The sequence below is a fragment of the Dysgonomonas sp. Shenzhen-Wh21 genome (assembly GCF_043392705.1).
In the GTDB taxonomy this organism is placed as follows: Bacteria; Bacteroidota; Bacteroidia; order Bacteroidales; family Dysgonomonadaceae; genus Dysgonomonas.
Genome location: NZ_JAIXHZ010000077.1, coordinates 17,107 through 29,949, shown reverse-complemented (window position 1 = coordinate 29,949; position 12,843 = coordinate 17,107). Strand labels below are relative to the sequence as shown.

Annotated in this window: 10 protein-coding genes; 3 read left to right on the top strand and 7 right to left on the bottom strand. The window is 39.2% G+C overall.

Going from position 1 to position 12,843, the window contains the following annotated elements; all coding sequences use genetic code 11:
* Positions 1-31 precede the first annotated feature (31 nt).
* Entirely contained in the window at positions 32-1,390 is a 1,359-nt protein-coding gene (hisS, locus tag LDB17_RS04600; RefSeq protein WP_252637200.1) for a histidine--tRNA ligase, read from the bottom strand.
* A gap of 350 nt (positions 1,391-1,740) precedes the next feature.
* Here hisS and LDB17_RS04595 point away from each other — a divergent pair, with 350 nt between their 5' ends.
* The 3 genes from LDB17_RS04595 to LDB17_RS04585 are packed head-to-tail and all read left to right on the top strand — an operon-like array spanning position 1,741 to position 4,165.
* Entirely contained in the window at positions 1,741-2,679 is a 939-nt protein-coding gene (locus LDB17_RS04595) for an ABC transporter substrate-binding protein (RefSeq protein WP_252637202.1), read from the top strand.
* Entirely contained in the window at positions 2,676-3,404 is a 729-nt protein-coding gene (locus LDB17_RS04590; protein WP_252637203.1) for an ABC transporter ATP-binding protein, read from the top strand. Before LDB17_RS04595 ends, LDB17_RS04590 begins: the two co-directional genes overlap by 4 nt.
* Positions 3,404-4,165, top strand: coding sequence for an ABC transporter permease (locus tag LDB17_RS04585; protein ID WP_252637204.1), 762 nt, complete (start codon positions 3,404-3,406; stop codon positions 4,163-4,165). Before LDB17_RS04590 ends, LDB17_RS04585 begins: the two co-directional genes overlap by 1 nt.
* 3 nt (positions 4,166-4,168) lie before the next feature.
* Here LDB17_RS04585 and LDB17_RS04580 read toward each other — a convergent pair whose 3' ends face one another.
* From LDB17_RS04580 to LDB17_RS04555, 6 genes are all read right to left on the bottom strand, one after another.
* Positions 4,169-5,626 carry a TrkH family potassium uptake protein gene (locus LDB17_RS04580; RefSeq protein WP_252637205.1) on the bottom strand — a complete coding sequence of 486 codons (1,458 nt, stop codon included), beginning with the start codon at positions 5,624-5,626 and terminating at the stop codon, positions 4,169-4,171.
* Positions 5,627-5,641: 15 nt separating this feature from the next.
* The gene (trkA, locus tag LDB17_RS04575; RefSeq protein WP_252637207.1) at positions 5,642-6,979 is read right to left on the bottom strand and encodes a Trk system potassium transporter TrkA; all 1,338 of its coding nucleotides are present in this window, start codon (positions 6,977-6,979) and stop codon (positions 5,642-5,644) included.
* A 6-nt stretch (positions 6,980-6,985) separates the two neighbouring features.
* Complete coding sequence (gene dxs, locus LDB17_RS04570) at positions 6,986-8,932, bottom strand: 1-deoxy-D-xylulose-5-phosphate synthase (RefSeq protein ID WP_252637208.1); 1,947 nt, start codon at positions 8,930-8,932, stop codon at positions 6,986-6,988.
* Positions 8,933-9,220: 288 nt separating this feature from the next.
* Positions 9,221-10,483, bottom strand: a complete 1,263-nt coding sequence (locus LDB17_RS04565; RefSeq protein WP_252637210.1) for an RNA polymerase sigma factor — start codon at positions 10,481-10,483, stop codon at positions 9,221-9,223.
* On the bottom strand, positions 10,467-10,814 hold the full coding sequence (locus tag LDB17_RS04560) for a YciI family protein (RefSeq protein ID WP_252637212.1): 348 nt from the start codon (positions 10,812-10,814) through the stop codon (positions 10,467-10,469). The genes LDB17_RS04565 and LDB17_RS04560 overlap by 17 nt, the downstream gene beginning before the upstream one ends.
* Before the next feature lie 200 nt (positions 10,815-11,014).
* A complete protein-coding gene (locus LDB17_RS04555) occupies positions 11,015-12,841 on the bottom strand; it encodes a DEAD/DEAH box helicase (protein ID WP_135106777.1) in 1,827 nt (608 codons plus the stop codon).
* Between the last annotated feature and the right edge of the window lie 2 nt (positions 12,842-12,843).

Genomic DNA, 12,843 nt, shown 5'->3' with positions numbered 1-12,843 from the left:
GGCAGGACTTATTAATATGTCTGTTAATAAATTAGCTAAGGATGGATATGCATTCTTCGAGGGTCAATGATTTCTGTTCGCCCGATGTCATATCTTTCAGTGTGATTTTGTTTTCATTTATCTCATTTTCACCAACTATAGCTACATAAGGAATCTTATTGGAGTCGGCATACGACATTTGCTTTTTCATCTTTGCCGCTTCGGGGAATATCTCTGTAGAGATTCCTGCCTGACGCATTTTTAAGATCAGAGGCAATATGTGAGCTTCTTCTTTTTCGCCGAAGTTGACAAACAAAACCTGTGTATTCTGTATCGAATCTTTTGGGTATAAATCGAGCTGGTTTAATACATCGAATATGCGGTCTGCCCCGAAGGAAATCCCTACGCCCGATACGCCCGACAATCCGAAAATACCAGTCAGGTTATCATAGCGTCCACCTCCGGTAATACTGCCTATTTGCACATCAAGAGCTTTTACTTCGATGATAGCACCTGTGTAGTAATTCAATCCTCTGGCAAGAGTAAGGTCGAGCTCAAGTTCGCAACGGATTCCTACAATTTTTAGTTTGTTGAGTATATATTCGAGTTCGTTAACACCCTGTATTCCGGTTTCAGAATCTTTGAGAACTGTTTTCAAGGTGTTTAATTTCTCTTCGTTTGTCCCTTGTAAAAGGATAATCGGTTGAAGTTGCTCGATCGCTTTTTGTGGGATGCCCTTCGAAGCAAGTTCTTCGTTTACCTTTTCCAGACCTATTTTATCCAGTTTGTCGATAGCAACAGTAATGTCTGTAATTTTTTCGGCCTCTCCAATAATCTCAGCAATACCTGAAAGTATCTTGCGGTTGTTGAGTTTGATACTCACCCGAATGCCGAAGCGGCTGAATACTTCATCTGCTATTTGAATCAACTCTACTTCGTTGATAAGGGAATCGGAGCCAACGATGTCAGCATCGCACTGGAAGAATTCGCGGTAACGTCCTTTTTGTGGTCGGTCGGCACGCCAAACGGGTTGTATCTGATAACGTTTGAAAGGGAATGTTATTTCGTTTCGGTGCATTACAACATAGCGTGCAAATGGTACAGTGAGGTCGTAACGAAGTCCTTTCTCGCTTATTTTAGTTGCAAGGCGGGTAGAGTTTTTCTCCAACAATTCTTCATTGGATAAATCTTTCAAGTAATCGCCCGAATTGAGTATCTTGAATAGAAGCTTATCGCCCTCTTCTCCGTATTTTCCCATCAGTGTTGATAGGTTTTCCATTGCCGGAGTTTCTATCTGACGAAAGCCATAGAGTTTGAAAACTTCACGGATAGTGTCGAAAATATAGTTACGCTTCGCCATTTCTTCCGGCGAAAAATCTCTTGTTCCTTTAGGAATTGAAGGTTGTGACATTACTTATCGATTAAAAATATTCAGGATGCAAAGGTAAAAAGAAGTTGTGAGTAAAAGGTCAGGGGCATGAGATATTTAATGTCAGGGGGTAATTTTCAGCGTTATGATAATTGTCGTATTATTTATTAATGATATAATTGTCTTATACATGATAGCTCTTAGTCGTTGTTTGGTCACGATGAAAAGTGACAATATAAAAAGTGCTGAAAACTGTCACCTTTGTCACCTTTTAACAATTTGGAGTTGGATATATGAGAGAGTCTGTGTTGCTTCTTTGTGGTTGTTCTGCTAATTTTATTGATTTATTTCCCTTATTTTTGTAATCACATATTATTTTATTTATACAAATTATGAAACATATTATATTTTCAATTCTATCTATCAGTTTATTGTTAAGCGCTTGTTCCGGTAAAAAACAAGAAAGTGCAGAAGTGCAAACGCTTACGGTGGGGGTAATGTCGTCAATGGATTATCTTCCTCTTGCAGTAGCTCAGCGTGAAGGTTACTTTGCAAAACATGGTGTAGATGTAAAAATTCAAAAATTTATGTCTGCCAATGAACGAGATATGGCTTTTCAGAGTGGAACTGTAGACGGAGGAGTAACCGACTATACCAGTGCGGCATTGCTGGCTTCGGGTGGGTTTGATATGAAGCTTACTTCTAAATGTCAAGCACCTTTTTATATTGTAGCCGGTGCGCAGTCGGGGATAAATAACTTGTCGGAGCTGAAAGGCAAGAAGATAGCCGTTTCTCAAAATACAGTGATCGACTTCTGTATAGATATGGCTTTGGCTAGTGTAGGCCTTACTCCTAACGATGTAAAGAAAGTGGAAATAAATAAAATTCCGACTCGCTTCGAGATGTTGCGGAATAATAAAATAGATGCTACGGGCTTACCTAATCCGTTTGCCCTGATCGCTGCAAGCGAAGGTTGCAAGCTGCTTGTATCTATGGATAGCCTGAAATATACTGTTACAGGTATTGTCTTTTCCCAGAAGGTGATAGACACGAAGAGTGAGGCTATTAAGAAAATGTATGCCGCATACAATGATGGTGTGGCTTATCTGAACTCACATACTGTAGCAGATATAAAAGATATATTGGTAAAAGAGCTTCAGTTTCCTGAACCTGTTGCTGAGAAGGTCACTCTACCTGCCTATACCGATGCTCAGCCTGTAACTGTTGCAGACAAAGATATACAACAAGTGATAAGCTGGCTCGGAGGCAAAAATCTGCTTAAAGCTGATTTCAAAGTTGAGAATCTTATAAATGATCAACTGACTAAATGATAGAGATGCTGTCGATAGAAAACCTGGAGGTAAAATACGGAAATACTGTAGCTTTGAATGATTTCTCCCTGACTATAAAAAAAGGGGAAATATATTCGCTTATAGGCCCTTCGGGATGTGGCAAGTCTACTTTATTAAAAGTCCTTTGCGGGATTATAAGAAATTATAACGGGCAGATTGTTTTTAATGGAAAAGCGTTTACACCCAGAGAAGTATCTATAGGATATGTACCTCAACACTATGGCTTGCTGGAATGGAAAACAGTGAAAGAAAATATCTTCCTTTCTTATAAGCTCAATAGCACTAAGGTGTTGAGAGAGTCGGAAGTTTCAGAGATTATCGACTCGTTAGAGATTGATGATATTCAAAACCGCTATCCTTCGCAATTGAGTGGGGGACAGAAACAACGTGTGGCTCTGGCTCGTGCCTTCATCTCTCAACCTGATATTCTGTTGATGGACGAACCGTTTTCATCATTAGATACATTTACTTCCGAAGCATCGCAACGGCTTTTCCTCCGTCTATGGGAAAAATACAAAGTAACCACTCTGTTTATCACACACAATATACATGAGGCTGTATCTATTGGTGAGCATATTATTGTAATGAGCAAATCGCCGGGAAGGATTATTCATCAGGTAGAAAACCCCTTGTTCAACGTATCTGAGTACCAAGAGGAAAAGTTGAGGTTTGTGGCATCTATTATCAATAAAATAGGGTACTGATGACAAAACGTAGAAAACATATTTTCAATTATTTCGGTTACATAATAGGCGGCTTTATCCTGTTCAATGTTATATGGTATATTCTTGCTGCCAGTCTTAGCCTGAAGGCACTGCCTTTCCCTACAGAGGTTTATAGTGGATACTCCAAAGCTTTTGAGAATGAGATATTAGACCATACATTCGCCAGCTTGCGGCGTATAGCATATAGTATAGGTATATCTTTGGGAATAGCTTTAGTGCTAGGCGTATGGATGGGATATAGTAAGAAGGTAAATAGTCTGTTGGGTCCTATGATTTATTTTTCTTATCCTATTCCTAAATTAGCTCTTTTGCCTATCATCATGGTATTATTTGATCTGGGCGAAACTTCAAAGATTGTTATTGTTATATTGATTGTCGTTTTTCAGTTGATCATAACGATACGTGATGCTGTAAAAAATATATCGAAAGAAAATTACTATGTTCTTATTTCATTTGGGGCAACGAGCTTACAAAAAATGAGACATATTACCTTGCCTGCTATTTTGCCCGAAGTCTTTTCTTCGCTTCGTGTGGCATTGGGTATTGCAACATCGGCTTTGTTCTTTATTGAAACATTCGGAACGGATAAAGGATTGGGATTTTACATTACCGATTCACAAATGCGAGTAGATTATATCCAAATGTATTTTGGTATAATTGTTCTTTCTCTGATCGGTTTTATTTTATTTCTGATCGTCGATCTGCTCGATAATATATTGTGTAAGTGGAAGAATATATGATTGTTATCTTCTCCAGAATGCAGGCATAAATAAAGAGAGTACAGTAAATAGCTCTAAACGTCCTGTCAGCATAAGGAAGCTGAGATACCATTTCGACTCGGTTGGTACTTCCGAGAAACTACCTGTATTACCTATCTCTGCCAATCCGCCCCCCACGTTTCCGAGGCATGAAACTGCTGCTCCGAGAGCATTCTCGAATTGCATTCCCGATAAGGACAAAAGTAAACAGCTGAAAATAAGGATGGCAAGGTATAAGAAGATAAAAGCCAAGACCTTGGTTACTACGTCTATCGAAATTACATGGTTATTCAATCGGATAGGGAGTATCGCATTGGGGTGTACCTGACGTTTAAACTCATTGATTGAATTCTTAAACAAGATAATGATCCTCACTATCTTGATACCTCCGGCTGTAGATCCGGCACATGCCCCGAAGACCATAAAGATGACAACTAAGAACTGATAGAAAGAACCCCAACTTATTATATTGTCAGTAGAGAAGCAGGTGGTGGTAAGCATCGATACTACTTGAAACAATGATGTGCGGAAGGCTTTTTCTACTCCTTCTATCTTGCCCGAACTGTAAAGCCCGATGGCAATAATGACAACAAAGAGAATGATAATAGATACATACCATTTAAACTCTTCATTCTGATACAACTTTTTGGCACTACCTTTCATAAAGAAGTAGATCAGCGTAAAGTTTATTCCTCCGATGAACATAAAGAGGGTAATGACATATTCTATATAGGCTGAATTCCAATGGGCGATACTATCTTGCTTTGTCGAAAATCCGGCAGTGGATATCGTTGTAAAAGCATGGCAAACAGCGTCAAAGAGACTCATTGGGCCTATCCAAAGCAGTACGACAAGAATTCCTGTGAGGAATATATAAACCAGCCATAGCCGTTTAGCTATTTGTGATATACGGGGGCGAAAACGATCGTAGCCTATCCCTGTGACTTCGGCATCGTACATTACAGATGCATTACCTCCCATGGGTAGGATTGTGGCCACGAACAATACGATTCCTAATCCTCCCATCCATTGGGTTATACTGCGCCAGAAGAGAAGTCCCTTGGGCATACTCTCTATGTCGTTTAGGATGGTTGCACCGGTTGCGGTTAGTCCCGAGATGGTTTCGAAGTAGGCATTACTGACGCTAGGTATCGAGTTGCTCAGATAATAAGGAAGCATACCGAAGGCAGATAATACGATCCACGAAACAGCCACCATAAAGAAGCTCTCTCGTTTTCCGATCGGTTTTGGGAAATCTTCGGTTCCTACCAATCGGATAAAAGCTCCTGCAAAGAATGTTATTGTAGAGCTTATGAGCATTGCATCACCCGCCGCTTCGTGTAAGTAAAAAGAAACAATGGTAGCACTCATCATGAATAGCGATTCTATGACAAGCAAAAATCCAATTGTTTTTAGTACAAACCGGTAATTAAAATTGCTCATGAACTTTCTATCCTGTTAATGGAACATTTTCTCGGCATCACGTAGGGTGTCATCCAAGCAGAAAACGACCACATGATCGTAAGGCTCTATCAAAGTATCACCATCGATCATCATCGGTTCTCCGTTGCGTATCAATCCGCCCAGCGTAACATTCTTGGGGAGCGTTAGCTTTTTTACCTCCTTCTTGGTTACATAAGAGTTTGGTCGAGCTATAATCTCCGCTACGTCTGCATTGGCGATTGTTAATGACTTTACGTTAGATACGTCTGCACTGAGCAGAAATCTGTATATGTTGCTTACTGTTATTAGTTTCTTATTTATAATAGAGCCGATATCCAGATTCTCAGCCATCGACATATAGTCCATATTTTCTACTTCGGCTACAGTCTTGCGTACTCCAAAGCGTTTGGCTGCCATACAAGCCAGAATGTTAGCTTCCGAATTTCCGGTTACAGCCACAAATGCGTCTATATCCTTGATTCCCTCTTGCAAAAGGAACTCAGCATTACGGCCGTCATTATGAAACACGGTTACATTCTTTGGTAGCTTTTCTAAAAGTTGGTAGCTCTTCTCTTTATCGGATTCTAATAGTTTGATGTTTGTATTGTCGGGTAAGTACTGACAGGTACGGATGGCAATACGGCTTCCGCCCATTATCATAATGTTTTTAACCTCAAAACTGGCTTTGCCTGCTATTACGGGCAGTTCGTTCACGTTTTCTTTTGTCGCGGTAAAGAATACGATGTCGCCCGCTAAAACCATATCCTTTCCTGTAGGAATGATAGTTACATTCTTTCGTTTAATGGCAACGATGTGGAATTTTTTGTCTTTGCTGCTTAAGTCGAAGAGGTATTTATTTACCAACTCCGAGTTTTCTCTTATCTTGATTCCGGCGAGTAATATATTGCCATCGCAAAGTTCTATCCATTGGCGTACCCACGGACGTTTTAAGGCTGATACTATTTCTTTTGCCGCCAGCATTTCGGGATAAACCATAGAGTTGATCCCTAGCTTTTCAAAAAACTCTTTATTCTTGGGTAAGAGGTATTCGTAATTATCGATGCGAGCAAAGGTTTTTTTTGCTCCCATATTCGCAGCCAATAAGCAGGCTGTTATGTTTGTAGATTCGTCAGGGGTGACACCAATAAAGAAATCCGCTTCTTTTATATCCACCTCCATCAAATCTTTTAGGGAAGTACAAGACCCGGTCATCGTCATTATTTCAAGATTAGAGCCAAGGAAGTTGAGCTTCTCTTTATCAGCGTCCATGAGTACAACGTCTTGGTTTTCTGCTGATAATAGTTTTGCTAAATGTGTTCCTACAGCACCTGCACCTGTAATTACAATTCTCATCGACTCTTACTTATATATTTTTTCTTCTATATTATTAGGGCTTATTTGTTTATGCAAGATAGACTGCATTCGTTTTACCAATCCTTGTATGTCAAGCTCGCATAGTTTTTTCAGGTCAGCAACCGAACCGTGTGTTACAAATTTATCTTGTATGCCTGCACGCACTACATTTATGTTCAGATAGTTATTGTCAGAAAAGTATTCTAAAACAACACTACCGAATCCTCCGTTGATAACACCGTTTTCGATCGTCAGTACATGGGTAAAATTCTCTGCCACCTCTTTTAAGATTGCAGTATCCAGTGGTTTAAGGAATATCATGTCGTAATGTGCGATAGAATAGCCTTCGTCTTCAACGATGTGGATAGCTTCACGTGCAGTATTTCCTATTGCGCCTATTGATAAAACGGCAAGATCTTTACCATCTTTCAACTTGCGTCCTTTTCCTATTTCCAGCTTTTGCATTTCGCATTCCCAATCTTTCAATATACCCTGTCCTCTTGGGTATCGGATCACAAATGGTCCTTCGTTACCGTAAGCGGCGGTATACATCAAGTGGCGCAAATAATGCTCGTCGAAAGGAGCGGCGATAGTCAGGTTCGGGACACAGCGCATATAAGCAAGATCGAATGCCCCATGGTGTGTTGGCCCGTCTTCTCCTACCAATCCTGCTCGGTCGAGACACATAATTACATGCAGTTTTTGAAGTGCTACATCATGTATGACCTGATCGTAAGCTCGTTGCATAAATGATGAGTAGATATTACAGAACGGTAATAGTCCTTCTTTTGCCAATCCGGCCGAATAGGTGACAGCATGTGCTTCGGCAATACCTACATCGAATGCCCTGTCCGGGAATTCTTTCATCATATAGGTCATAGACGATCCGGTTGGCATAGCAGGAGTAATACCTACAACGCGTTTATCTTTCTTAGCCAGTTCTACAAGCGTATGTCCAAAAACGTCCTGAAAGAGTTGTGGCTGATCTTTAGACTTTGTCACAATACGTTCTCCGGTTTCTTTGTCAAACTTACCCGGAGCATGCCATACTGTAGCCGAAACTTCTGCCGGCTTAAATCCTTTTCCTTTAATAGTGTGGATATGTAGAATCTTAGGGCCTTTCATATCCTTTATATTTTGTAGTATCCGAATCAGGTTTGGTAAATCGTGTCCATCGATAGGGCCAAAATATCGTATATTAAAGCCTTCAAACATGTTCTGTTGTTTGGTCAACAGTGATTTCAAACTATTGTTGAAACGAAGGATAAGATTTTTACCTTGTTCGGTGATAAGGTTTCCTTTCTTGAACTTTTGATAAACATCATTCCTTACCCTGTTATAGGTGGGTGAGGTAGTCATTTTTACCAAATAATCGCGCATACCCCCAACATTGTCATCTATAGCCATATCATTATCATTGAGTATGATAAGGATGTCATTTGGTTGAGAGCTTGCATTGTTGAGAGCTTCATAAGCTAACCCTCCGGTCATTGATCCATCACCTATTACGGCTACCACATGCCTCTTCTCATGTTTGAGAGAGGAAGCGACAGCCATACCTAGTGCTGCCGAAATTGAATTTGAAGCATGTCCTGCAATAAAGGCATCATATTCGCTTTCTTTTGGATTTGGAAACCCTGAAAGACCACCGAATTTACGATTTGTATGAAACAGGTCTCTTCTGCCTGTCAGTATCTTGTGGCTATATGCTTGGTGACCCACATCCCATACAATGCGGTCGTAAGGTGTGTTGTATATGTAATGCAGAGCCACAGTAAGCTCTACTGTACCGAGACTGGAGCCAAAATGTCCGGGATTTTTGCTTAGTTGATCAATAAGAAAACTTCTAAGTTCAGTACATAGAGACTCAAGCTCCTCGATGCTTAGATTTTTAAGGTCAGAGGGAGAGTTTATTGTCTGTAATACTGATATATTGTTGTTTTGTTCGTCCATAAAAATTCTATTGGAATGAAGAAAAATCTTTATTACTATTGTAATAAACAAGCAAATATATAAAACAAAAGCTATTTAGTATAAGATATTCTCTTAAAAATAAGACAGGATTAGACCTAGTTATAATAATATAAACAAAAGAGATTGATTAATGTTCTTTGTAAACATTATGTAAACAAGCTTGTAGTCCGTATTTGTTACTATTTATTAGGAGGATATGTATAGTTAAAAAGTTTCAGTTTTTGACCAAAATTTGATTTTGGGACTTTTTCAGAAAATGAATCATTATTAATTTTCCAATTTTTTCTTTATAAGATTTATTTTTTCGCTGATGAAGTTTATATCGGTTTTATTTTTGGTGCAATTCAGCGACAATTCATAATTATGAATGGCCAAATTCCATTCCTCCATTTTTGCATAAAAGTGAGCCTTGGTGCTGAGATAGATAAATTCTGTTTCTTCGTTCATCATGTTTTCTATTGTAATTAGCTCAGGTAGCAGATCGTGCAGACTCTTAAAGTTACTTTCAGCAATAATTCTGTTTAGCTTTACTGGAATCGAATATGGTTCCATTTTTTCGAGTTGTTTATATAGATAAGCAATCGTTTTCCAGTCTGTTTTTTCATACGATTCGGAAGTGCAGTGCATGGATGAAATCAAAGCTTCTAAATAATATTTATCTAAAGTCTGCTGGTGCTGCTTTGCTATTTCCAAGTAATAGAAACCTTCTTTTATTAAATCATTATTCCAAAGCATTCTGTTTTGATTCTCCAACGATATCCACGTATCGTTCTCGGTTCGTGCAGGAAATCTTGAGGAGTTGAAAAACATACCTGCCAGCAGAGAATTAATTTCAGGGTTTTCGGGATGATACTGGTGTAATAATTTTCCTAACCTGATGGCTTCAAAGCACAAGTCTAAATTTATGGTTCCGGCTCTTTGCGAACTTTTATATCCTTCATTGTAGAGCAGGTATATAATCTTAAGCAGATGGCTTAATTCCTCAATGGTCTGAATCTGAAAATCATCGTAAATTTCTGAAAATTCTTTGATCGTTTCTTTACTCCTTAAAACAACTTTCTTGACGGTTTCTGTTTTAATGATCAGCGCATTGGCAATTTCCGAATAGTTGAATCCGCAAAGGAAATAAAGTGAAATGATTAGTTTATTCCTTTCAGTGAAAGGCGCTTTTGAAAAGAAAATCAGTAATTTAAGTAAGCTGTCCTCTACTTCCTTTTCGGAGTATTCGTCACTGTCTCTTTCTGTGGATGCAAGGTAATTGACGTGTGTTTGTGCGATGTTTGATTGCCGGATCTTATTCACTAGCTTGTTGTTTGCAACCCGATGAAGCCACGCAAAGGGATTCTCGGGAACTTCTCCAAACCTCCATGTATTTAGAGCTGTTTCGAAAGATTCTTGAACTGCGTCTAGTATATCCTCAATCTTATGATAGCCATACTTTTGAGATAAATAGGAAACCATCTTTCCATAATGTTCTCTGAAAAGATGGCTCGTAAGTGTTTTTATATTTTCGTCAATGTTGTTCTTCATCAGTGTTGATGATTCTACGGATTTCTAGGGTTGCTCCACGTTTCAAATCAGGACAGCCTTTTGCCAGTTCTTTTGCGTCGTCTAAGGAATTAGCAAGGAGAAAATAATAGCCGCTGACACACTCTTTGGTTTCAACATAAGGACCGTCTGTAGCAATACCATCTTTCAAGGTAACACCAGCAGAATCGAGGGGATTTCCATCTTTAAAGTTCCCGTTTTCGACTAGCGTTTCTACCCATTTGATGTGTTCCTGAATGTCTGCTTGCATATCTTCTACGGACAGATCTCCATAATCTGCATTTTCCCGAATGAGTAATAAAAATTCTTTCATTATTTTTTATTCTAAGTTAATAATTCTGTTATGTACTTATAAGACAATCGGGTGTTTAATTTCGGGACAAAGTATTTAGATTTTTTTCTGAGATTCCCTTTTTTATTATCTATTGTTACTGATAGGTGTAAATATAGAATGTTTTTTAATAAAAAAAGCACCGAATTTTAAAATTCGGTGCTTTTCGTATAAATGGATATTTAAGAATATTTTGGTTTTCGCCCACTCCGTCCTTTATTCTTATCAGAGTGTTTTGGTGAATTATAATCAGAGCTTTTTCGTGTTCCGATATCTGAACGAGTGCTGAAGTTTTTACGGCCTCTATCTCCGCCACGGTCTTTAGCGTTTCCGCCTCCTCCACCTTGAGCTACCTCTACAGAAATACGTCGTCCGTTCTGTTCTTGTTTGCTCATGGATTTTATAACCTTCTGGGCATCTTTTTCAGGCACTTCGAAGAAAGAGAAGTTTTGCATTATGTCAATCCGTCCGATATTTACCTTTTCCGGAACATAGTCGTTAACAAGTCCCATCAGCGTTGCCGGATTTACATTGTCGGTACGTCCTACATTAATAAACAAACGAGAGTACCCTCTTTCGGCAGAGCGTCCGCCGGATGAACGATCCGAGCGGTCTGAGCGATCGGAACGGTCTCTGTCTTTACGTTTAGGGAATGACTTATCATCGCGAGACGAACGTTCGGATGGTGATTCTATTTCTTGTGCATCGCGGTAGTAATCGATAAGACGATTAAACTCAAGTGCTACTACACGTTTGATAATATCTTCTTTTTCGAGCCAATCTAGTTTTCTGTAAACAGAAGGAAGTATGTTTGAGATTTCATCTTCATTTACTTTTACTTTCTCTATTCTGTCTACCAGACTGAACAACTGTTTTTCGCAAATAGCTTCGCCCGAAGGGATAGCTCCCTGCTCAAACTTTTTGTTGATTATTTTTTCAATCTCTCTTACTTTTCCTTTTTCTTTTACGTGGATAATTGCGATAGAAGTACCTGTTTTTCCGGCACGACCGGTACGTCCACTTCTATGAGTATATGATTCTATATCATCCGGCAAACCATAATTGATAACGTGTGTCAAGCTATCTACGTCCAGCCCTCTTGCTGCCACGTCTGTAGCTACAAGTAACTGTATGTTTTTTATGCGAAATTTTTGCATCACATAGTCACGCTGAGCTTGAGACAGGTCGCCGTGCAGAGAGTCTGCATTATAACCATCTTGTATCAGTTTGTCAGCAATTTCTTGTGTCTCGCGACGGGTACGGCAAAATATAATTCCGTATATATTCGGATAATAGTCTGCAATACGTTTCAATGCCAGATATTTATCTTTAGCATGAACAAGGTAGTATACATGCTTCACGCTGTTCGAACCTTCGTTCTTTCTTCCGATAGTAATTTCTTTCGGGTTCTGCATGTATTTTTTTGTGATCTTAGCTATTTCTTTAGGCATAGTAGCCGAAAATAACAGCATCAATCTCTCATCCGGCACTTTAGACAATATCTCGTCGATACTTTCCATGAATCCCATGTTGAGCATTTCGTCCGACTCATCGAGTACTACATATTTTACATTCGACAACTCTACTGTTCTACGATTGATAAGGTCAATCAGTCGTCCCGGAGTAGCAACAATAATCTGTACGCCTCTCTTTAGTGATTTTATCTGACTCTCGATGCTTGATCCTCCATATACAGGAAGAACTCTTAGGTTATCTATATATTTTGAATAATCGGATAAGTCTCCTGCTATTTGCAGACATAGTTCACGTGTAGGACAAAGGATAAGTGCCTGAGGAACGTTCTGGTTTGTATCTATTTTTTGTAATATAGGAAGACCAAAAGCTGCGGTCTTTCCTGTTCCGGTTTGCGCGAGCGCAATTACATCATTAGTTTCGCCAAGCAAATATGGAATCACTTCTTCTTGCACAGGCATTGGGTTCTCATAACCCATTTCTTCGATTGCTTTGCGAATATTCGCGGCAACTCCTAACTCTTCAAATGTTTTCATTA